This is a genomic window from Sulfurovum sp. TSL1, from assembly GCF_019972135.1.
Lineage (GTDB): Bacteria > Campylobacterota > Campylobacteria > Campylobacterales > Sulfurovaceae > Sulfurovum.
Genome location: NZ_BPFI01000001.1, coordinates 716,150 through 738,885, shown reverse-complemented (window position 1 = coordinate 738,885; position 22,736 = coordinate 716,150). Strand labels below are relative to the sequence as shown.

Annotated in this window: 16 protein-coding genes; 10 read left to right on the top strand and 6 right to left on the bottom strand. The window is 43.4% G+C overall.

Annotated features, from left to right (window positions below):
* The first annotated feature begins 122 nt into the window (after positions 1 to 122).
* A complete protein-coding gene (locus tag LDM98_RS03660; RefSeq protein ID WP_223897988.1) occupies positions 123 to 1,082 on the top strand; it encodes an L-threonine 3-dehydrogenase in 960 nt (319 codons plus the stop codon).
* Positions 1,072 to 2,289 (top strand): aminotransferase class I/II-fold pyridoxal phosphate-dependent enzyme, encoded by a 1,218-nt coding sequence (locus tag LDM98_RS03655; RefSeq protein ID WP_223897987.1) that lies wholly within the window; start codon positions 1,072 to 1,074, stop codon positions 2,287 to 2,289. The genes LDM98_RS03660 and LDM98_RS03655 overlap by 11 nt, the downstream gene beginning before the upstream one ends.
* Positions 2,290 to 2,436: 147 nt before the next feature.
* On the opposite strand, the gene LDM98_RS03650 is transcribed toward LDM98_RS03655, so the two are convergent.
* The 6 genes from LDM98_RS03650 to LDM98_RS03625 all read right to left on the bottom strand — a co-directional run bounded on the left by LDM98_RS03650 (position 2,437) and on the right by LDM98_RS03625 (position 9,374).
* Complete coding sequence (locus LDM98_RS03650; protein WP_223897986.1) at positions 2,437 to 2,646, bottom strand: hypothetical protein; 210 nt, start codon at positions 2,644 to 2,646, stop codon at positions 2,437 to 2,439.
* Between the two features lie 93 nt (positions 2,647 to 2,739).
* Positions 2,740 to 2,958 (bottom strand): cold-shock protein, encoded by a 219-nt coding sequence (locus LDM98_RS03645; RefSeq protein WP_008244343.1) that lies wholly within the window; start codon positions 2,956 to 2,958, stop codon positions 2,740 to 2,742.
* A 502-nt stretch (positions 2,959 to 3,460) separates the two neighbouring features.
* Positions 3,461 to 5,416 (bottom strand): amylosucrase, encoded by a 1,956-nt coding sequence (locus tag LDM98_RS03640; protein ID WP_223897985.1) that lies wholly within the window; start codon positions 5,414 to 5,416, stop codon positions 3,461 to 3,463.
* A 34-nt stretch (positions 5,417 to 5,450) separates the two neighbouring features.
* A complete protein-coding gene (locus LDM98_RS03635) occupies positions 5,451 to 6,347 on the bottom strand; it encodes a carbohydrate kinase (protein WP_223897984.1) in 897 nt (298 codons plus the stop codon).
* Positions 6,344 to 7,198 carry an HAD-IIB family hydrolase gene (locus LDM98_RS03630; protein WP_223897983.1) on the bottom strand — a complete coding sequence of 285 codons (855 nt, stop codon included), beginning with the start codon at positions 7,196 to 7,198 and terminating at the stop codon, positions 6,344 to 6,346. The genes LDM98_RS03635 and LDM98_RS03630 overlap by 4 nt, the downstream gene beginning before the upstream one ends.
* Positions 7,191 to 9,374: an HAD-IIB family hydrolase gene (locus tag LDM98_RS03625; protein WP_223897982.1), complete on the bottom strand. Its 2,184-nt coding sequence runs from the start codon at positions 9,372 to 9,374 to the stop codon at positions 7,191 to 7,193. Before LDM98_RS03625 ends, LDM98_RS03630 begins: the two co-directional genes overlap by 8 nt.
* 519 nt (positions 9,375 to 9,893) lie before the next feature.
* On the opposite strand from LDM98_RS03625, the gene LDM98_RS03620 reads away from it, so the two are divergent.
* The 8 genes from LDM98_RS03620 to glgB are packed head-to-tail and all read left to right on the top strand — an operon-like array spanning position 9,894 to position 22,715.
* On the top strand, positions 9,894 to 10,175 hold the full coding sequence (locus LDM98_RS03620) for a hypothetical protein (RefSeq protein ID WP_223897981.1): 282 nt from the start codon (positions 9,894 to 9,896) through the stop codon (positions 10,173 to 10,175).
* Between the two features lie 52 nt (positions 10,176 to 10,227).
* The gene (locus LDM98_RS03615) at positions 10,228 to 12,735 is read left to right on the top strand and encodes a sugar phosphate nucleotidyltransferase (RefSeq protein ID WP_223897980.1); all 2,508 of its coding nucleotides are present in this window, start codon (positions 10,228 to 10,230) and stop codon (positions 12,733 to 12,735) included.
* 2 nt (positions 12,736 to 12,737) lie between these two features.
* Positions 12,738 to 14,774, top strand: coding sequence for a glycoside hydrolase family 57 protein (locus LDM98_RS03610; protein ID WP_223897979.1), 2,037 nt, complete (start codon positions 12,738 to 12,740; stop codon positions 14,772 to 14,774).
* Between the two features lie 46 nt (positions 14,775 to 14,820).
* Positions 14,821 to 16,863 carry an alpha-amylase/4-alpha-glucanotransferase domain-containing protein gene (locus LDM98_RS03605; protein WP_223897978.1) on the top strand — a complete coding sequence of 681 codons (2,043 nt, stop codon included), beginning with the start codon at positions 14,821 to 14,823 and terminating at the stop codon, positions 16,861 to 16,863.
* Positions 16,856 to 17,884, top strand: a complete 1,029-nt coding sequence (locus tag LDM98_RS03600; protein WP_223897977.1) for a DUF4931 domain-containing protein — start codon at positions 16,856 to 16,858, stop codon at positions 17,882 to 17,884. The genes LDM98_RS03605 and LDM98_RS03600 overlap by 8 nt, the downstream gene beginning before the upstream one ends.
* The gene (locus tag LDM98_RS03595) at positions 17,874 to 19,316 is read left to right on the top strand and encodes a glycogen synthase (protein WP_223897976.1); all 1,443 of its coding nucleotides are present in this window, start codon (positions 17,874 to 17,876) and stop codon (positions 19,314 to 19,316) included. The genes LDM98_RS03600 and LDM98_RS03595 overlap by 11 nt, the downstream gene beginning before the upstream one ends.
* Positions 19,309 to 20,799: a glycogen synthase GlgA gene (glgA, locus tag LDM98_RS03590; RefSeq protein ID WP_223897975.1), complete on the top strand. Its 1,491-nt coding sequence runs from the start codon at positions 19,309 to 19,311 to the stop codon at positions 20,797 to 20,799. Before LDM98_RS03595 ends, glgA begins: the two co-directional genes overlap by 8 nt.
* Complete coding sequence (gene glgB / locus LDM98_RS03585) at positions 20,796 to 22,715, top strand: 1,4-alpha-glucan branching protein GlgB (RefSeq protein WP_223897974.1); 1,920 nt, start codon at positions 20,796 to 20,798, stop codon at positions 22,713 to 22,715. The genes glgA and glgB overlap by 4 nt, the downstream gene beginning before the upstream one ends.
* Positions 22,716 to 22,736: the final 21 nt, after the last annotated feature.

The following is a 22,736-nucleotide window of genomic DNA, read 5'->3' as shown; positions in this document are numbered from 1 at the left end:
TTTAGTATGGACCTATTATAGCTCATCATCCTCAAAACTCTATGGCATGATGCCCCAAATAATGTTAGAATAACTGAGGTAAAGGTGCAGTAACAAAATATGATTATGTAATGGGATAAAAGATGAAAAGAATATTGGTCACCGGTGCAACAGGACAGATCGGCTCTGAGCTCGTCCCTGTTCTTAGAGATAAATATGGGAGAGACAATGTAGTGGCTGCGGGACACCGCCGAAAGCCGGAAGATGCATTTGTGGATTCCGGTCCCTATGAGAGCATTGAGACGACAGATGCAAAATCCATCTCAGCGCTTGTAAAAAAATATCGCATTGATACCATCTATCATCTTGCAGCGCTTCTTTCGGCAAAAGCGGAAGAGGATCCCCAGCTTGCATGGAATATCAATATGAATGGGCTCCAGACGGTGCTTGAAGTGGCCCGTTACCACCACTGCACACTCTTTTTTCCCAGCTCCATCGGGGTCTTCGGGCCATCCACACCGAAAGACAACACCCCACAGGTGACCATCCAGCGTCCCAATACACTTTATGGCATTACAAAACTGGCGGGTGAACTGCTTTGCGACTATTACGTTAAAAAGTATGATATGGATATCCGCGGGGTTCGCTTCCCAGGCTTGATCTCCTATAAAACGCTGCCAGGCGGAGGAACAACCGATTATGCCGTCGAGATCTTCTATGCTGCCGTCAAACATGAACCCTACCGATGCTTTCTGAAAGAAGGAACGCGTCTGGACATGATGTACATGCCCGATGCCGTTCGGGCCGTCGTGGAGCTGATGGAGGCGGATGCGAGGAGTCTGCGCCACCGCAATGCTTACAATATAACGGCGATGAGTTTTGCACCGGAGCAATTATATGCTTCCATCAAAAAAGAGCTGCCCCATTTCAGTATGACCTACGAAGTCGACCCCATAAGGCAGGAGATCGCTGAGAGCTGGCCTCATAAAATGGATGACAGCGCAGCAAGAGCCGAATGGGGCTGGCAGCCGGAATATACTATGGAATCGATGACGAAAGATATGATCGAACAGTTGAGAAAGGAGGCACCCCATGTCACTTGAAAAGCTTGAAATTCCTTTAAAGCAGCAGCTGGAAGCCATAGATTCGAAGGGTGTCAGCAAACGGCATGAAAAGATCATTACCGGGATCAGGGGAGCCAAAGGCGGTTTCGGACCGAGGGTTACCCTTGCGGGGGAGTGTGATAAGCTCTTCTTGCAAATGAATTCCAACAGTTACCTGGGCCTGTCAACAGATAAAGATGTCATTCAAGCAGAGGAGGAGGCATCACGCCAATTTGGTACCGGGCCGGGTGCCGTCCGTTTTATCAGCGGTACCTTTGAGCCGCATGTGACACTGGAAAAGAAACTGGCCACTTTCTGCGGCAGAGAATCGGCCATGATCTTCAGCGCTGCCTATGCTGCTGTTATGGGCATCCTCCCACAGCTTATTACAGAAGAAACGGTGGTCATCAGTGATGCATTGAACCATAACTGTATCATCAATGCCATCCGGCTGGCACACCCTGCTGAAAAAGCAGTATACAGGCACCTTGATATGGAAGATCTTGAAGCTGCCATCAAGCGATACATCGGTCAATGCAGCCGGATGATCGTTATTACCGACGGTATCTTCAGTATGCGGGGAGACCATGCACCCCTCAATGAGATCGTTGGGGTCTGCGAAAAATATGAAGAAAGGTTTGAAGAAGGGATCATTACGGTTGTTGATGATTCGCACGGTGTCGGAGCCTTCGGTAAAACCGGTCGTGGAACAGAGGAGGTTACCGGTACAAAAGTCGATATCCACATCGGAACTCTCGGAAAGGCCCTCGGCGTCAATGGCGGCTATGTGGCTTCCAGTGAAACCGTCATTGATTACCTGAGAGAGACAGCCCCCTTTTACATCTTTTCCAATCCCATTACTCCCTCTGAAGCGGCAGCGGCCATCAAGTCTCTTGATATCCTCGACAGCCACCGGGGTCAGAAGTTACTCGACAAGCTTCGTAGACTCACCAGGCGGCTTGAAGAGGGCTTAAAGGATCTTGGTTATGAAACCATCCCCGGAGAGCATCCCATTGTCCCTCTTATGATAAGGGACACCGAAAAAACTTCCAGACTGGTGAAGCATCTTTTTGAGCATGGTATTCTTGCCACAGGCCTTAACTTTCCTGTGGTTCCAAAAGGTGATGAGGAGATCAGGTTTCAGGTTTCAGCCAATCATACAGACAAAGATATTGATTACTTGTTGGAAGTTTTGAAGCATTTTTAGAAACCGAAGAGATACAGAGGAAAAGAAGAGTATTGACAGGATTCATAGCATATGAAGTATAAGAGGTTTCAATCACATTTTTGCCTCGTGCTCACGTTATATACGGGAACAAGGCAAACAGCAGAGTCGATCAGACTCTGTTAAATCTTATATATTGGCAGATTTTTCTTCCATTATTTTGAGGTTGAGCCAAGATGGCGGATTGTAAAAATTAAGTTCACTTTCCTCCCAGTCATTTCTTTCACTATGACGAGTATGTAAGATCCCTTTAATTAGACTATATTGTATCCCTGTGATGCAACTAATAAGGTTTTTACCTTCTTTTAACGCTTCAAAAACAGCTTCCTTACTTTTCATACGTTTTCCTTTAAACAATTCATAAAAAGACCTATGAGTCTCTTTATAGAAGTGTTTAAAATATGGACAGATCTCTCTGCCCATTAGATGGTCTTAAAGACCGGTAACGTTTTCAGCCTGTGGGCCTTTTTGACCTTCGCCGATCTCAAAAGTCACTTTTTGACCTTCATTAAGGGAAACACGGTCGTAACCATTGCTATTGATTTGACGATAGTGTACAAATACATCATTTCCGCCATTTTCCTGTTCGATAAAACCGAAACCTTTTTCACTGTTGAACCATTTTACAGTTCCGTTTACTTGAGTTGCCATTGCAATTCCTTTTAGTTGTTGATACACGTCATTTCTGATGTGCTGAAAATATAAAGTGGAGTGTTCTTTCGGGTGGATAATACTGTAAACTAAAGGTAAGCAATAAAAGTCTAGCCAAAGATGAAACCCTAAATCATCTTTCAATATATAATTATAGCTGAATATTTTAATAATAGCAAATAATATACAATAAATATTTTTTATGACCCTTTTAAGTATTGAAAATATGATCTAATGAATGGTTGGAAAGATAAAGAGTGTTGACTGATAATAGATTTTGTCATCATTGTAAAGATACGTTTGTATAAGCTTTCTTGCTTTGTCAGAGTCTTCTAAAATTGGACGTTCATTGTCCGCTGACAGCTAACTATTTATACATTGTAAGTACTTTTTTTGTGACCATTCTTTTGCTGCATAGTATCTACTTGATTTCCATATACAAATATGCAAAATAATCTTCATTCGATGATACTTGATAGCATACTTAAGACGTGAATGTGTCTCATATCAGACTTAACCAATAATAACCAAAACCTGGCACTACAAGAGTGTCTTTGAAAATATCGGGCTTTTGTCCGGTATAGAGGTCGATAAGCCTATGGTATTGTGAATCAGGCCAAAGCGCAACATCTTTCAGGTTGAGAGATTGTGGTTTTCCGTCAAGATTTGCTACGACGAGTACCATCTTATCACGATCTTTAAGATCATAACGAGCATAGACGAAGAGATGGAAATTGTTCACTTCAAAAAGTCTACGGTTATTGTAATCAGCAAAGACATCGATCTCCTTGGAGACGGCGATCATTCTTTTAAGGGCATTGAATATGGCATACTCTACAGTTCCCTCAGTATGCCTTCGTTCGGCTTTTCCCCAGTCTATCTTAGGTCTGTGTGCCCAGCGGGAATCATCAGCTTTATGGGGGTCTTTCAGGTAGCTGAGATCATTGATCGTGCCTATCTCGTCACCATAATACAAAAGGGGTATGCCGCCGAAGGAGAGGATCAGGCTATGGAGCAGCAATATGATTTTGATCGCATCATCACTTGCTTGCTCATCTCCGGTCTCTTGTGCATATTGGAGGCCGACGAGTGAAGCAAGCGTACCTGATATTCTGGCATCGCCTGTTTCTTCGTTGATTCCAAATGGTATGCCACGTGCATGAGAGTCATTATACTTACCAAGAAAATAATCAATGAGGAATTTGCGATGACTGGAAGGCTCGTAGCCAGCCATAACTATATCTGCATCATCAAATCCCAGACCGATATCATCATGACAGCGAATATAATTCAGCCAAGTGGCACGATCTAGCTTGGCTGGAAGGCTCTTTATCCCTTGGTTGAGAAGTTTGGCGCTCTTTGTCGCAACGGCATCCCACATGAGAGCCATAAAAGTGGCATTATACGCTATCTCGCACTCTTTGGCGATGATCGTGTCTTCTCCAAAGTATTTGACCATTTCCATAGGTGCTACAATGGCTTCTGCAATGAACAATACACCAGGTGCAGTCACCTGACCACAATCTTTTAAAAGTTGCAGAATAATATGGGCTTCTTCCTCATTCTGACAGGAACTGCCTATTTTTTTCCATAAAAATGCCACGGCATCCAAGCGCAGGATATCTGCACCCTGGTTCGCCCAATAGAGGATAATGTCCAGCATCTCGATGAATACGGATGGATTCGTATAGTTAAGATCCCATTGATAGTCATGGAACACGGTCATCACCCAGCGTCCCATCTCTTCATCCCAGGTAAAGTTTCCCGGTGCTGTCTCTGGAAAGATCTCTGGCATGTTTTGCTCAAAAGTATCAGGCATATTGCGTGTTTCGAATGTGTAATAATAGTCTTGATAGAACGGATCTCCAGAACGTGCCAACTGTGCCCATTTATGTTCGTTTGACGTGTGGTTCAGTACAATGTCCAGTACCAAAAGGGAGTCATTTTTACGCATCTCGTTGGCCAGTTCGTGCAGAACATCCAATGTGCCCACATGGGGGTCGATATCCCGAAAGTCACTGACTGCATAACCCCCATCACTGCTTCCCTCAGGACAGCGCATGATAGGCATGATATGTACCAGGTTGATACCTAACTCCTGTAGATAATTCAAGTGCTTACGCAATCCTTGCAGGTCATTGGCAAATCGGTCGCAATAGAGGGCCATTCCCACCCATTGCTGGCTGAGAAACCAATTATAATCTTTCTCTCTGTCAAGATCGAGTTGTTTAAGTTCCTCAGGCCGATTGATGTAGTTTCGTGCCATGATCTCGACCAGACGCTGCAACTGATGGTGGAAATCAGGTCGATTGCCATAGAGTCGTTCAAAAAGGGAGTGTATGACATAGAAATTACCCCCAAGTCTGGTATAGAAATGACGTAAGTCCTGTTTGGATATCTCCGGTCTTATTTGATTAAGAATATCATTTAAAAGGGAATGTGATATCTGTTCGTACATGCTTTCTCCTTGATTCTCTTTTTCTTTGGGTGTATTATCTCTTTGGAGGCATTAAGTCATCCAACGTATCCTGGTAAAATGCACGGTCGGTTGTTGTTGCACCTCTAAGACCAAGTACCTTTCCGGCAAAGCGCTGTGCGATGGAGAGCGTATCGGGTATGGACCATCCGGACATCAATCCGTGGATATACATGGCACTAAAAGCGTCACCGGCTCCTACTGTATCCGTAATATGTTCAACACTCTCAGGGGTCTTATGGTAAAGCTGTCCATCTCTGGTACGGACTGTTGCTCCCTCTTTGCCACGGGTAAGAATGAGCTGTTCGATACCAAACTTCATTTGTAGATCAGCCATTGCCTTGTCAATGTCTGATGAAGTAAAGTCCAGTAATCTCAGTTCCTCTTCATTTAGCTTGACCCAGTGTGCTTTTTTGATCCACTGATACACTTCTTCTTTTTTCCACCATGGTGTACGCAGGTTGACATCGAGAAATATGGATAGTCCTGAGTCCTGGGTCAAACCGGATAGAGCATTCCTGGAAACTTCATTGCGTAGTCCCAGTGTTCCGTGATAGAGTATGCCACTATCAAATTCCCGGTCGATCGTATGGGCATCGATAAAATCATAGGCACTATCGGGCGTAATGGTGTAGTGCGGTTCATCATGTACAAATTTGACGTCAACACGTCCCGTTTGGTGGATAGGATCGATCTGTATACCCGAAAGGCTCAAGCCCCAGGTTTCCATGGTAGAAAGGATCTTTTTCCCCAGTGCATCATCTCCAACCCGAGATATCAATCGGGGTGTATCGCCAAAAGCCTGTAGATGCCAGGCGACATTGAAGGGGGCACCACCGAGAATCCGCTCGCCAGTGGGAAAACAGTCGAACAGTACTTCGCCAAATATAAGAAGCTTTGTAGGATCACTCATGGGCTCACTCCCGTCTGTTCCAGCAAATTTCTAAATGCAGGAGCAAAATGCCAGATACCCTGCAAGATACCCGCCGAATAGTTGCCATTCATGCCTAAGACATCCTGATCTGCAAGATACAGCGCATTGGCATACCCGTTATGCGCAACGATCTGCTGTGCTGTTTCTTTGACATCATTGCTTGCATTGGCGACCAACACTGAATGTATACGGCTGGTAAGTACGGGCAGATCGTTACCGCTGTCACCGGCAAATACCATCTCTTCGAGTGTGTACCCTAACAGGTCACGTAAAAACTCAATCGCATGCACTTTGGTAGCATTGCGCGGCAAGACATCAAGCAGCCCTATGTTTTCAGGCTCATCGACGCTCCAGATCAGACTCGCATCGATACCTTCCGCATTCAGAAGATCATTCATACGGTCCATCACAAGTGTATGGTCCCTGTGCAATGGAAGATAATAACTCAGTTTATGGGTATTCTGTTTTTCAGGCTCCTGTAACTTGAGTTCGCATAGAGTGCTCAATAGCTGTCTGATCTGTGTATGGTCTTTGCCATGCCAGTCTTTATCTATCTCTGCTTCCCAGCTCTCAAGGACTTGCCAGTCATGACCGTTCACGTTATAGATCTTGGTACCTACGTCTGTAATGACAAAATCGGGTTCCGGTAATCCATACTCTGTGATCGCCTCTTTGACCAATGCTTGATGTCGACCCGTGACATAGACAAGTGTGACAGCCTCATTTGCACAAAACGCCTTGAAGCTTCTATGTGCTTGAGGATCTTCAGGCTGTGCTCCATTGGGAATGACGGTTCTGTCCATATCTGTGCATACGAGTAATCTAGGCATGGGAGGTTTCTCCATTGACATCTTTGTGGAGGTTGAAGAAATCATAGTGATCAAGTGATTCAAGTATGCCGTTCGCATAGGGTTTAGTGGCGAAATAGATATGTTCAATATCCTCCAGGTGGGACAACTCTTCATGATGTCGGTTGGCAATGACCGCTGCAAGTGTATTACCGCGCATCATATCTTCGTCAGCACCTGAGCCTCCTGCCACAAAAACGTTTTCCAGCGGTATCTGCCACTGTTCTGCTATATAACGTAAGGCCATACCCTTGGAAGCACGTTGTGGCAAAATGTCGAGGTACTGACCAAAAGCTACCTGGACATGCACAGAGTGTTCTTCCTGATGCAGCAGACGATGGATCTCTTCTATATCTACCAACTCCGGGTCGATGTAGTAACTTATTTTAAAACGGCTTTGTTCTGATTTTGGTTGTTTTTTCAGACCCGGAATATCTTTTAACAATTCTCTGATCCTGTGTGGCATCCAATGATGATCGATATGCTTGGTCCAGTGAACATCTGTGGTAAGCTTGGGGGCATAATAGATCTCTGTACCCCCACTGGTAATGAGGATATCGGGCTCTTGAATCGCAAGTTTTTTGATCAGCTTCAAAGCTGAATCAAGACGCCGTCCTGTTGCGATAACAAACCCAGTACTCTTACGGTGTTGTCGTAATACTAATGAGAGACGCTTCAATGACCCATTATCACCTATGAGGTTCTGATCAAGATCACTGACGATAATTCTGTCACGGTAAAGTTCTGAACGGCGCTGAAGAGGTTTACGGATCAGTATTTCAGCATGTTGGACTATAGGTTTTACGACCTTGATATAGTGCTTGACATGTGCGTCCCAGGAGTAGTATTCACGAACCCCTTCTATCCCCTTCTTCATAAGACGATGCCATAGTGTCTTGTCATCAAGCACTCTTCTCAATGCGTCAGCGATCGTCGATGGCTCTAGAGGGTTGATCAAAAACCCATTTTCGCAATTGCCGATGATATCCTGCGGCCCGCCGTCTTCCGTCGCAACAATGGGTAAACCGGAAGCCGCCGCTTCGATCAGAGTCAGACCAAAAGGTTCGGTCAGTGCCGGGTTTACGAACACACCACTTGTAGCTGCAGCAATACGATAGAACATCGGCACTTGATCACGCTGATGGTGTTTGGGCATGGATACTTTGCCATAGAGGTCATACCGGTCTATGGTTACCAAGAGCTCATGAAATACCTCTTGCGCTCCTTCATCAAGGTCATCGATATCATCACGGTTACCTGCGATAATGACCAAATTCGCTGATGTTTGCAGTTCTGGAGATTCTCCGTAGGCTTCGATGAGTGCTACAATATTTTTTCGTTTATCAGGTCGGGAGAGCGCTAGAATCATAGGTTTGTCAGGCTCTTTCAGTGGTTTAACGATCTCATCAAAAAGGGGATCATCCAGTTCTTGCCCGGTCGGCGGCATAAATTTTTTCAAATTTGTACCGGGAGGAATGACACGCATCTGTTCAGGCTGGTAGTGATCGTAAAGCTCATACTGCTCCTGGATCTCCTGGTGTGTACTTGTGATCACACGTTCAGCGACTGCCAGGGTAAACTCTTCTGCCTCGATACGTCGTATGATATTGTATCGTTCTTCTATATCAGCACTTGTCAAGCCACTGGCCAATAAACGACTCCGTTTAACACGGCCAAGGGAATGACCCGTATGAATGAGGGGTATACCGAATTGATTGGATATATGGGCACCGACATAACCGGCATCTGCATAATGACTGTGAAGTATGTCTGGCAAGATATCTTCTGCTTTGAGTGCTGTGGCAAGATTATCTGAGAAGTTATCGAGATGATCCCACAATTGTTCTTTTGGAATATACTCCTCCGGACCTGCTTCAATGCGAACAATTCTCAGAGTATCCGAAAGGATCTCTACGGGAGTGGCGTAATCATTTGAAACGGAACTGTCTATGACCCGCCGGGTAACCAAGTCTACGCGTGCTACATCGGGATGATTATTTAAGGCCTTAGCCAGTTGAACTACATAAAGGGTTTGCCCACCCGTATCGGCATCACGACCAAGTTCCAGATCCTTCCCTCGGATCAGACCATGAATACTGATTAAAACAATATATAAACCTTCACTCTTTGTGTTTTTGATATCAAATCCTTTTTGCATATTGACCTCAAAAAAGATCAGTATGGTTAACGCTTATTTGGCATCTTTATATATAAGGTACGTTATTCATAATACTAAGTTAAACTTATGATTAAATGAGAAGTATTCATATCCTTTGTTTCGATGGAGCGAGCTCCTCAAATGAGTATAGATCGGGTTGCATTAAGCTTATATGCTTTGATACACCCTGATACTAAAATGTATCTTTTTTCTTGTAGTATTTGACTATCGCTTTATAAATATCCGAATGGGAGTATCAATGGAGCAGATACGGGTATTAGAAATTATTTTAAATATTTACTTTTAATAATATATATTTTTTTATATTAAGTATGAAATTTTATTATTAGTTAATAATTAATCAGTATAATTTTTTAATATCATATTTACTTTTAATAATAGATATATTTTTTGCATTAAGCATGAAGTTTTATTATTGCTTAATTATCAATCACTTTATAAAAATTAGTTGGATAACTTTTAGTATATAATTAAAAATACTTTGAAAAAGGATGAAATATGCTTGTGATTAAAAAGAACGGTGCAAAAGTGTGGGTTACATTTACAGTTTCTTCAATGGATCTCATAGAAGGCATAACGCTTTTAGGAGAGTGGAACACTTGGAAAGGTGAACCGATGAAAAAGAAAAAAAACGGTGATTATTATCTAACAAAAGTGCTAAATAGAGGTAAAAGTTTCGAGTTTGGATATATGGTCAATGGTGAGCAATGGCTAACAGAAGATATGTGTTCTTCTGTGCCTTCTCCCTTTGGAAGTCAAAATTCTTTACTTGAATTGTAAATAGTCATTTCATAGGTAAGCGTGTCAGATATATTATAAACCAGGAGTGTAAATGAAAGCTGTTGTCATGGCAGGTGGTTTTGGAACCAGGATCCAGCCACTTACAAACTCACGTCCCAAACCGATGCTCCCGATCATGAACAAACCGATGATGGAACATACAATGATGACCCTGAAAGAGCTGGGGATCACAGAGTTTATCGTGCTGCTTTATTTCAAGCCCGAGATCATTCAAGCCTATTTTGGGGACGGAAGTGAGTTTGGTATCAAGATCACGTATGTAGTTCCAGATGAAGATTATGGTACGGCAGGTGCAGTGAAGCTGGCACAGGAATACATAGGAGATGAGAACTTTATTATCATCAGTGGCGACCTTGTGACGGATTTTGATTTCCAGAAGATCTTTGACTATCATATAGAGAAAAAGTCCAAATTGACCATTACTTTGACATCGGTCGATAATCCTTTGGAATTTGGTGTCGTGATCGCCAATGAAGAGGGGAAAATAGAAAAGTTCCTTGAAAAACCAAGCTGGGGTGAAGTCTTCAGTGACACGATCAATACGGGTATCTATATCATAGAGCCGGAGATCCTGGCGTATATTCCTAAAAATGAAAATTATGATTTTAGTAAAGACCTTTTTCCTAAACTGATGCGTAAGGGCATTGATCTGATGGCCGGATATTCTGAGGGGTATTGGCGTGATGTGGGAAACCCTGAAAGCTACCGGGACGTTTATGATGATATATTGACAGGTAAGGTCAAGTTCAACATTGATGGGGAAATAACACAATTTCCTGATGGGGTGCTTTACAGCGATGAAACGTACAGTTTTGATCAAAGTATTGAATTTATCGGTACGGTGGTACTGGGAAAGAATGTTACGCTGGAGAAGGGCGTGAAGCTCAATAATGTCGTGATCGGCGATAATGTTACCATCGGCAAAGAGAGTAAGATCAGAAACACTGTGATCTGGAATGATGTGGAGATTCATGCTAAAGTCAAGCTGGATGGTTGTGTGATCTGTAATGATAGTGTGATCGGTAATAATGTTACAGCAAATGCAGGGATGATCCTGGCAGAGGGATGCGAGATCGGTCAGTTAACCAAGGTCGAACAAGATGTTACCATCTGGCCTGATAAAAAAATTGAAGATGCTTCTATCGTTAACCACAGTTTGATCCTTGGAAATAAATACAAAAATTCTATTTTTGTCAATGGGACGGTGTTCGGACAGTCCAATGTTGAACTCTCTTGTGAAATGGCGACGAAACTTGCTGAAGCTTTCGGTGCACAACTTCCTGTGGGATCATGTGTAGTCGTTTCTAGAGATTATCATAAAAGTTCACGTATGCTCAAACGTGCTTTTCTGGGAGGACTTCTTTCTGCAGGTATAAACGCGATCGACTACCGTGATATTCCTTCTGCTGTGTTACGTTGTAATTTATCTTCGCATGATCAGTTCATTGCAGGTGTCCATTTCCGTCAAAAAACTGATGATCCCACCAGTACGGTAATGACCTTTTTTGACTGTGAAGCGCTACGTATCAATAATGAAATGTCTAAAAAAATAGAAAAAGCCTTTTTCAAAGAAACATTCCGACGTGTAGAGTATTCTCTGATCGGCGAGATTCGTGAGTCCAGTCATGAAAAAGAATATAGAGTCTATAAAGAGGGAATGATTCAATTAGTGAACCCACATATATTTAAATGTTTAGATTGTCGTGTTGCAGTGGATATGATGCATGGAATGGCTTCAGATGTTTTCCCGGATATTTTAAATGATCTTGGCGTAGAGAATATTATGTTTAATGCACACAGGGATGAACACCGTCTTGCCAATATCAATGCTTTGATCAAACAATCAAAACAAGATATGCATGCTGTGATCAATGCACTGAAACTGAATGCAGGATTTATTCTTTACCCTTATGGTCAGCGTTTGGATATCGTAAGTGATAAAGGTATTGTGCTTGGCAAACAAGACGCCTTAAATGTGGTTCTTTTACTTTTAAATATGGAAGCGAAAGAAACAGGAACTAAAAAACGCGTTTTCCTGCCAACATGGGCAGCAGATATCGACCAGTTTGAAAATCTTGAAATAGAACGGGGTCAATATGCAAACTTTAAAGCAGAAAAGATGAGAGCGTATGACCTTGTGGCTACGGGTGAAGGTAATTTTGCTTTTACCGAATTTGCGACGCATCGGGATTCAATGTTTGCAACTTTGAAAATACTTGAAATGATATTGCATCATGGGGTAAAACTTTCTGAAATGATCGCATCTTTACCGAGTTTTTATTATAAAACAACGAAGATTGAATGTCGACAGGCACTGAAAGGAAAGATGATGCGTATGTTCCTTGCAGATGCCAAAGGAAAAGAGTCATCCACACTGGATGGTGTCAAGATATGGTTGGACAAAAATGATTGGATCCTTATGATCCCCGATCAGTACAGAGATTACCTTAACTTGTATATCCAGTCTGAAAATGAGGAAAAAGGGGAAGCGATCTTGGCTGAATATTCTGCTAAAATTGAACAATGGTCTAAGGAGTGACAATGAAACCATCACTGAATCTCTGTTTTTTCTGGCATATGCACCAACCCGATTACAGGGACAGTGATGGAGTGATGAGTATGCCGTGGGTATTTCTCCATGCGATAAAAGACTATTATGAGATGCCATGGCTGTTAAGTCAATATAAAGGCCTAAAGGCGACTTTCAATATTACCCCACCATTGATTGAACAGTTGCATCTTTACGGAGATCCTCTGAAAAATGATTATTTTCTCTCATTGTGGGAAAAAGAACCCTCAACACTAGCGCATGACGAAAGAGCGTGGCTCATTAAAACGTGTAAATCGACACAGTATGAGACGATGATCAGACCTATAGCGTATTTGAGTCAGCTTTATCATAAGGAAGAGCTCAGTGATGCAGAGCTGATCGACTTTGAGATGCTTTTCATGCTCGCCTGGTGCGGCAATTACCTGCGTCAGGAAAATGCACTGGTAAAAACACTGTTCCAAAAAGGCAAAGCCTTTACCCAGGCAGATAAAGCGCACCTGCTTCAGGGTTTGTGCGACTTTGTGGCAACCATTCTTCCTTTTTATGCACAGTTGCAGGAGGAGGGTGTGATCTCACTTTCCACTACACCCTACAACCATCCTATATTGCCGCTGCTGCTTGATATGGAAAATGCAAAGCGTGCCAATGCACATACCACGCTGCCTGACAATCCGATGTCCCTTAGAGAAGATGCCGTTGAACAGGTTGAACGTTCTATTGCACTCTATAAAAAGACCTTTGGGACTACGCCCAAAGGATTTTGGCCCGCAGAGGGTGCAGTCGATGAAGAGAGTGTAGCCATTTATAAGGAACGTGGGATCTCCTGGATAGCCACGGATGAGGCGATCCTGTTTCGATCGCTTGGGGACGATACGCGTGCGAACCTCTATAAACCCTATGTGTATAATGATGTGACGATAGGATTTCGTGACCATGGGCTCAGTGACCTGATAGGATTTAACTATCGTTTTAAATCCGGACATGACGCAAGTGAGCATTTTATACATGCAATGGAACATATTAGGCATACACAAAAGAATGCTACCGTGTTCGTTATTTTAGACGGTGAAAATGCCTGGGAGTTCTTTGAAAATAATGCCTATGATTTTTTTACGGCACTCTATGGACGCATTTTGCAAACGTCATGGTGCAGAACGGTCACGATGGATGAAGTGTCACGCTTATTAGATCCGGGAAAACTGGAGAAGCTTGCACCAGGCAGCTGGATACATGGCAACTTTGATACCTGGTCGGGACACAGCGAAAAGAATCGTGCATGGGAAATGATCTATCAGACACGGCGTGATGTGAATAACCATAAGGGAGAGGTCTCCGATGAGGTGAAAGAAAAAGTAAAATTTCACTTCCTGGCTTCGGAGTGCAGTGACTGGTTCTGGTGGTACGGTGATGACCATGTTACAGAATTCGGGTTGGAATTTGATAAACTCTTTAGAGAACATCTGATCACTATTTACCGCCTGATGCATATGCAGCCGCCTTCAGATCTTTTCATGCCGATCATTTCACAAAAAAGTACAGGCTCCTTTTTGGTCAAACCGCACGCACACATTTCACCGGTGATCGATGGAAAACACAGTACTTTTTTTGAATGGATCGGCTGCGGCATTGTTGATGAAACCAAGCTCTACTCAACGATGGATAGGGTACGCGGACCTATAGATATGATCTACTACGGTCATGATGACCAACATATTTTTCTGGCTCTGGAAGGGGATATCGCATCTTTGAAAATGTCGCATATGAAACTGGAGATCATTATAGAAGAGACCGGAGAACATTTTAATTTCAATTTTCCCTTGGACACCCCTTATGAAAAGGGAGGTATACGTTTTGCTATGGATGAGCGTATAGAACTCTCCATTTCAAAAGCACACTTTAAAGAGTACAGTACCGTGCATCTTCGTTTGGAAATACTCAAGGGGAGTGAGATCATACAGACGATGCCGGGTTATGGCGCACTTTTTATTGATATGGATGAAACCTATGTCCATAACTGGTTTGTATAAATGAACAGGTATACGCAAAAGCAATCACTTGAAGAAGGGAAAAAAGATGGTAAATAATACAAAACTGCTTTTTGGCATTCATATGCATCAACCCGTCGATAATTTCGAATGGGTGATCAAACATGGTGTGGCTGTCTGTTATGGTCCTTTTTTTGAAGTGATGAGCAAGTATCCGGAGTTTCGTTTTGCGGTCCATTGCAGCGGATGGCTCATGGAACAGATAGAAACATTTCATCCCAAGCTCTATAAACAGATCAGAACATTGGCCGAGAAGGGAAGTATAGAGTTCTTTTCTGCAGGGTATTATGAACCGATCTTAAGCGTGATACCTTCAGAAGACCGTGTGACACAGATCAACATGCTCAGTGACTCCATTGCCTCAGCGTTTAAACAGACACCAAAGGGACTTTGGCTGACAGAACGTGTTTGGGAGTCTTCTCTCATCCCTGATCTGAAGCGTGCAGGTATCCAATATACGGTCATGGATGATTACCATTTTCAGTGTGCCGGTTTTGATGAAGAGGTCTTGGATGGGTATTATATGAGTGAAGAGGGAGGAGATGAGATCGGTCTTTTCCCTATCAGTAAGAAGCTGCGTTATGCGATCCCTTTTTTGAATGTGGATGCCGCCGTTAAAGCGATCAAATCATACAAACGGGAAGAGAATGCTGCAGCGATCATCTTCGATGATGCAGAGAAGTTCGGTATGTGGCCGGGTACCTATGAATGGGTGTATGAAAAAGGGTGGCTCGAAAAATTTGTGCAGACTGTTTTGGCCGATGATGAGATAGAGACGATGCATTATGGTACCTATTATGAAGAGGCGTGTACACGCGGTATTGCCTATCTGCCCAATGTCTCCTACTATGAGATGGGTGAGTGGAGCCTTCGTGCTGATGATACACTGAAACTCGAAGCCTTTAAAGAAGAGATGGGACATGACCGTTATGAAAAAGAGGGCGTGAAGTTCCTTCAAGGCGGCATCTGGAAAAATTTCTTTGTGAAGTATGAAGAGAGCAACCGTATCCATAAACGTATGATGGAGCTTGCAAAAGTGCGTAAAGAGGTAAAAAAACCTGCTTTTGATACAGCACTCTATAAAGCACAAACGAATGATGCTTTATGGCATGGGGTGTTTGGAGGGCTGTATCTGCCAAACCTCAGAGACAATGCCTATCACTATATCATCGAGGCAGAGAATATACGTTATAAGAAAAAAAGTGTGTTGGTGACCGATCAAAATGAATTGGACGGCTATGACAAAGTGAAAGCTGTGACACCACAATATATCTTTCGATTTGATGCGGCACATGGGGGGCAGTTGGTCGAATTTGACAATCGGGAAGCCTGCTTTAACTGGCAGAACAGTTTAACCCGTCGTAAAGAAGCCTATCATCAGCGTTTGTTCGAAAATACACCTAAGGAGAAAGTGCCTATGGCAGAAGAGGGGATCGATACGATCCACCATGCTGCTGTCAAGATCGATGATACCTTGCGTAATGAGATCATTTATGACTGGTATCTTAAAAACTCTTTTATCGATCATATCTCGGATGAGCATTTCTGCACGGAGAGTTTCAAACATTGTGATTTTCACGAATTTGGGGATTTTTCCAACCAGCCTTTCGATGTGTTTGTAGATAACAAGAGCGTACGCTTCTCCAGGGAAGGGGGTTTGTATTTCCCGCAAAAAGTACCGTCTAAGATTGAGAAGTGTTATATCCCGCATAAACACGGATTTGATTTTGAGATCAGCCTGTCTACACATGCAGAAGGAGATTTCAACTATATACTTGAGCATAATTTTCACTTTTGTGACTATGAATCCATCACCATAAACACAGTTCCCTTATTGGATCAGGGAACGCTTTTGGGTACCGATAGGCTTGAGATCTATGATGCAGAACTCAACCAGAATATCGTGATCACTCTCGATCAGACCTGTGATATCCATTATTTCCAACTCAAAACCCTTTCTCAAAGTGAAGACGGATTTGATCTTAGTGTACAGGGTATCAGTTTCGCTATGGTGATACCGTTCAGTAAGTATATATCCATCACGGGCACCCTGGAGGTAGAAGATGTCTGATATTAGACATGACCGAGTACATGGCACACATGTGATCATCGCACCCGAACGTTTACACCGGCCCCATTGTTACGGTGTCGAAGCGAAGGAAGAGACAGCCAAAGAGCATTGTCCATTTTGTGAAGGAAATGAGTCTATGACGCCTCCTGAGATCTTTGCTATCAGAGAACAAGGTTCACTTCCAAATAAAAAAGGTTGGAAGACACGGGTGGTGCCAAATCTTTATAAAGCGGTTCAGATCGAAGCACCGTATGAACATCATTATGGATTTTTTGAGCGTTGGGAAGGCTTTGGTGCACATGAACTGATCATCGATACGCCTGAACATCATACTTCCATCACACAATGGAGTGAGAGTGATGTGGTGCAGTGGTTGCAAACATTGCGGGCAAGGGTTGCTGACCTGCGAAAAGATGAACGTATTGCCTACATTTCACTCTTTAAAAATGAGGGAAGTGAGGCGGGTGCTTCACAGCAGCATTGTCATACACAGCTCATAGGACTGCCCATTGTCCCAAAGCTACTCAAAGAGAGGTATCAGCGCAGCTTTACTTACTATAAACAGAATGCGTGTGCTTTGTTGGAGTCAGAGATCGAGCAGGAGGAAGCATCCAGTGAACGCATTGTAGCCACACATGGTGCATTTACAGCCTATTGTCCTTATGCAAGTGCCTATCCTTTTGAAGTGATCATCAGTTCCAAAAAAGCTTTGGGACAGATAGATACCCTTCATGATGAGACGATAGCAGAGGTCGCACCGCTTCTACTTCTTATACTAAAAAATATGGGAAAGCAGTTGGGTTGTTTTACTTTTAATCTTTCCATCAGCACTCCGCCTTTACAGTCGAGAGCATTTGAATATGATATACTCACACATACAGATGAGATATGCCGTTTTGCGATCCGCATTATGCCGCGTCTCTATCATTTGGCCGGGTTCGAAGTGACTACAGGCATCAATATAAATCCTGTTGCACCTGAATATGCGGCAAAGCTTTTACGGGAGAGTAATGATGGGTAATGCACGGGTACTGTTTGCAGCAAGTGAGGTGTATCCTTTTGCTAAAAGCGGCGGACTTGCTGATGTCGCATACAGTTTGCCCAAAACATTAAATGAAACGTATGACGTTGATGTCATCATGCCCCTGTATCAGTTTATTGACCGTGAAGCATTTGGTATACAGGAAATGGGGGAAACCTTCGATATCATTATGGGAAAGAAAATCTATCCTGTTAGGGTTTATATTTGCAAATATGAAGAGATGCGCTGTCTTTTTGTCTATACTCCGCTCCTATGTGACAGGGAGTTTCTCTATGGACCGCCTCAAGGCGGTTATGAAGATAATGACATCCGCTTTGCACTGTTTAATTATGCCATTCTGGAAATGGTGAAACGGGACACTTATGCGATCGTACACCTCAATGACTGGCAAACTGCTCTGCTGCCTTTGTTGCTGAAGAACAAACCTGAGATAGAAACAAAAAGTCTTTTTACTATTCATAACCTTGCCTACCAGGGTATTTTTGAAAAAAAAGCACTTGCCAGACTGGGCATCGATGAAAAATATTTTCATATGGATTGTCTGGAATTTTACGGGAAGATGAATTTTATGAAAGCAGGGATCGCCTTTGCTGACAAGATCACAACGGTCAGTCCTACCTATGCCAAAGAGATATTGACCCCAGAGTTCGGATGTGGTCTTGAAGGATTCCTGCAATACCACAGTGACAAACTCACAGGCATCGTGAACGGCATTGATACCGAACATTTTTCACCATACAATGACAAGATGCTTCTAAAACCCTATACAGATCTAAGAGGAAAAGCAGTCAATAAAAGCGCTTTTTTTGAAGAGATAAAGATGAAAGAAGAGCAAAGACCTCTGATCATTTTTATAGGACGTTTTACCTGGCAAAAAGGCTTGGAGATCTTTATTGATGCTTTGCCTGATATGGCTCAAATGGCATGCAATATTGTCGTCCTGGGAGACGGAGAGCCCCAATACTATGATGCGATCAAAGCGATAGCACAGAAACATGACAATATCTACCTGGAGTCAGGCTATGATGAAGCACTCTCACACCGTATGTACGCAGCTTCTGATTTCTTTTTGATGCCGTCACTGTTCGAACCCTGCGGATTGGCACAAATGATCGCCATGCATTATGGATCGATACCTATCGTACATAGTGTGGGAGGGTTGGCAGATACGGTATATGATCATGCAGCCTTTGATAGCAAAAGTCAAAAAGGGTACGGGATCGTCTTTACCAAACCAGATCACGATGCATTGTTGGATGCTGTGAAACAAGCTTTACTGCTGTATGGCACGAAAACAACATATAGCAAAATAGTGAACCATAATATGCAGTGTGATTTTTCATGGAGAGAGAGCGGCAAACTATATATTAAAGAATATGAAAAATTGAGAGAAAAGGGTCTACGTGGATAAGTTACATATCTTACTGGCAGCCTCAGAAGTGGTTCCTTTTGCAAAGAGCGGCGGTTTGGCAGATGTTGCCGGCGCACTTCCCAAAGCACTTCGGGCTTTGGGGCATGATGTGCGTGTGGTGATGCCCCGTTATTATATTGTAGATAAAGAAAAGTATGGATTGAAAGCACTTAAAGGTTCCCTGGGTGTTCCCATGGGCAGTATGGGGGAAGTGTGGGCAGGTGTGTATGAAAGTACGCTGCCCGGGAGTGATGTTCCTGTCTACTTCATAGAGCATGAAGGTTTTTTTGGACGAAAAGGGTTATATGATGAAGAGGGAAAGGGCTATGAGGACAATGACAATCGCTTTATCTTTTTCTCCAAAGCGGTGATGCAGTTAGCCAAAAAGCTGCATTTCAGACCCGACGTGATCCATGCCAATGACTGGCATACAGCAGCCATACCGGTCTTGCTCAATACGACCTATGCATTTGATCCTGACTTTAAATACACCGGATCACTTTTGACCATCCATAATTTGCAGTACCAAGGTAAATTTTACAAAGGTGCAATGGATGTGCTGGGTGTAGGATGGGAGCACTTTAACGCAGATGAACTCGAAGAGTTTGACAGTATCAATCTGCTTAAAGGCGGTATCGTACATGCGGATGCCATCAATGCAGTGAGTCAGAAATATGCCCAGGAGATACGTACACCGGAGTTTGGGTGTGGGCTGGACAGGCTTATCGATGCAAAGGCATATAAGCTCTACGGTATCCTCAACGGGATAGATTATGAAGAGTGGAGCCCTGCCGTAGACACTTTCATTCCTGCGACCTATGATCTGGATGAGCTTTCGGGCAAGGCACTCTGTAAAACAGCTTTGCAAAAAGAGTTCGATCTCCCACAGCAAAACGAAATACCGCTCATAGGCCTGGTCGGCCGTCTTGTGGAACAAAAAGGTATTACCCTGTTCTCAGCTGCGATGGAAGCATTGATGAAAATGGATATTCAGATCGTACTGTTGGGTACAGGAGAGAAGTGGGCAGAGCACTTTTTCTCAGAATGTGCATCCAAATATCCTGAAAAATTCGCCTGTTATATCGGATACCGCAATGACCTTGCCCATAAGATCGAAGCAGGCAGTGATATGTTCCTTATGCCTTCGCTTTTTGAACCCTGCGGACTCAATCAGATCTACAGTCTGCGTTACGGCACCCTGCCAATCGTACATGCGACGGGCGGATTGGATGATACCATAGAAAATTATAACAGTGCAGATCAAAGCGGAACAGGGTTCAAGTTTTACAACGCAACCCCTGAGGCATTGATAGGAACGGTACAATGGGCAGTCGATACCTGGTATCATGAGAGATCCGCTTTCAAACAACTCCAGCATCATGCGATGTCAAAGCGTTTTAACTGGGAAGAAGCTGCACACGGTTATGAAGACCTCTATCGTCATATTATTCAGGGCCGTCTTAAAAGCAAGGAGCACAAATGACATATGCTATGCATTACAATGTATCAACATTGAGTGATCTTGATATCTATCTGTTCAAAGAAGGAAATCATACGAAACTCTATGAAAAATTCGGTGCGCATACCATGCAGCATGAAGGCCTGGACGGAGTGCACTTTGCTGTGTGGGCACCCAATGCACAGAGTGTGAGCGTACGCGGTGATTTTAATGCCTATGCAACCGATAGTCACCCTCTTAAATTACGGGAAGATGACTCTGGTATCTGGGAAGGTTTTATTGAAGGTGTGGAGCAGGGGCTGACCTATAAGTACCATATCGTCTCAAAGTTCCATCATATTGTCCATGACAAGAGCGACCCTTTTGCTTTTTTCTCAGAAAAACCTTCCAAGTCAGCCTCCCGTATCTGGAACATCGACGGGTATGACTGGCAGGATGACACGTGGATGAAAACACGCCATAAGGTCAATGCTCATGATGCTCCGGTCAGCGTGTATGAAATGCACCTTGGTTCATGGAAGCGAAAGGTAGAAGAAGAGAATCGTTATCTCAGCTACAGAGAATTGGCCGTAGAACTTCTGGCGTACCTCAAACAAATGCATTATACCCATGTGGAGTTCATGCCTTTAACGGAGTATCCGTATTTTGGTTCATGGGGGTATCAGGTCACAGGGTATTTTTCCGCTACGGCGCGTTTTGGTGAGCCTCAAGATCTCATGTATCTCATTGATGTCTTGCATGAGAACGGATTTGGTGTCATTATGGACTGGGTGCCTTCCCATTTTGCCGTAGATATGCATGGACTTGTCAACTTTGACGGTACGGCACTCTATGAACACGAAGACCTGCAAAAGGGTTTTCATCCTGAATGGGGAAGTTATATCTTTAACTATGGGCGTAACGAAGTCAAATCATTTCTTATCTCCTCAGCCATGTTCTGGCTTGACAAATACCACATTGACGGGATTCGTGTGGATGCTGTGGCTTCCATGTTGTATCTGAACTATGCCAGAAAAGAGGGGGAGTGGACACCCAATGTCAACGGGGGAAATGAAAACCTTGAAGCGGTGGCATTTTTACGTAAACTCAATGAAAGCGTTTATGCCCAATTCTCTGATATTATGATGATCGCTGAAGAATCCACAGCATGGCCGATGGTCACACGACCTACAAGTATCGGTGGTCTGGGGTTTGGGTTTAAATGGAATATGGGGTGGATGCATGATACGCTTAAGTACATGAGTTATGATCCGATTCATCGTCAGCATCATCACCATCAGCTCACGTTCAGCCTATGGTATGCGTTTGATGAGCATTTTATGCTGCCTCTCAGTCACGATGAAGTGGTACATATGAAAGGTTCTCTGATCAACAAGATGCCCGGAGACACCAATCAGAAGTTTGCCAATCTGAGAACCATGTATGCGTATATGATGGCTCATCCGGGCAAAAAACTTCTTTTTATGGGAGGAGATATCGCCCAGTACAGTGAGTGGAATTTTGAGGAAAGTATTGATTGGCATCTTCTTGAAGATCCCTACCATGCCAAACTGCAAAAGATGCTCAGTGACCTTAACCTGCTCTATCGCAATGAACGTGCTTTCTACCAGCACGATGAAAAGCATGCCGGTTTTGAGTGGATAGATGACGGGGATTATCAGCATAACTGTATCAGCTTTATGCGTAAAAGTGATCTCCCTGATGAGACAGTCTATGTCGTGTGCAACTTTGCAGATGAGACGTGGGAGAACTATAGGATCGGTGTGCCTTATGAAGGTGAGTATGTGGAGATATTTAACTCTCAGTCCAGTGTTTATGAGGGGTGGAATATCGGCAATGTTGGACCGCTTACAGCGGTCAAAGAACCGATGCACGGACGTGAATATGCGATCACTCTGACACTGCCGCCTTTGGGTGTGATCTACTTGAAAAAAGTATAAAGAAGAGGTTTGTACCTGATA

Excerpts from the sequence above, each read along its gene's own strand:
- LDM98_RS03660 (WP_223897988.1), top strand. The coding sequence starts at position 123 with ATGAAAAGAATATTGGTCACCGGTGCAACAGGACAGATCGGCTCTGAG.
- LDM98_RS03655 (WP_223897987.1), top strand. The coding sequence starts at position 1,072 with ATGTCACTTGAAAAGCTTGAAATTCCTTTAAAGCAGCAGCTGGAAGCC.
- LDM98_RS03650 (WP_223897986.1), bottom strand. The coding sequence starts at position 2,646 with ATGAAAAGTAAGGAAGCTGTTTTTGAAGCGTTAAAAGAAGGTAAAAAC.
- LDM98_RS03645 (WP_008244343.1), bottom strand. The coding sequence starts at position 2,958 with ATGGCAACTCAAGTAAACGGAACTGTAAAATGGTTCAACAGTGAAAAA.
- LDM98_RS03640 (WP_223897985.1), bottom strand. The coding sequence starts at position 5,416 with ATGTACGAACAGATATCACATTCCCTTTTAAATGATATTCTTAATCAA.
- LDM98_RS03635 (WP_223897984.1), bottom strand. The coding sequence starts at position 6,347 with ATGAGTGATCCTACAAAGCTTCTTATATTTGGCGAAGTACTGTTCGAC.
- LDM98_RS03630 (WP_223897983.1), bottom strand. The coding sequence starts at position 7,198 with ATGCCTAGATTACTCGTATGCACAGATATGGACAGAACCGTCATTCCC.
- LDM98_RS03625 (WP_223897982.1), bottom strand. The coding sequence starts at position 9,374 with ATGCAAAAAGGATTTGATATCAAAAACACAAAGAGTGAAGGTTTATAT.
- LDM98_RS03620 (WP_223897981.1), top strand. The coding sequence starts at position 9,894 with ATGCTTGTGATTAAAAAGAACGGTGCAAAAGTGTGGGTTACATTTACA.
- LDM98_RS03615 (WP_223897980.1), top strand. The coding sequence starts at position 10,228 with ATGAAAGCTGTTGTCATGGCAGGTGGTTTTGGAACCAGGATCCAGCCA.
- LDM98_RS03610 (WP_223897979.1), top strand. The coding sequence starts at position 12,738 with ATGAAACCATCACTGAATCTCTGTTTTTTCTGGCATATGCACCAACCC.
- LDM98_RS03605 (WP_223897978.1), top strand. The coding sequence starts at position 14,821 with ATGGTAAATAATACAAAACTGCTTTTTGGCATTCATATGCATCAACCC.
- LDM98_RS03600 (WP_223897977.1), top strand. The coding sequence starts at position 16,856 with ATGTCTGATATTAGACATGACCGAGTACATGGCACACATGTGATCATC.
- LDM98_RS03595 (WP_223897976.1), top strand. The coding sequence starts at position 17,874 with ATGATGGGTAATGCACGGGTACTGTTTGCAGCAAGTGAGGTGTATCCT.
- glgB (WP_223897974.1), top strand. The coding sequence starts at position 20,796 with ATGACATATGCTATGCATTACAATGTATCAACATTGAGTGATCTTGAT.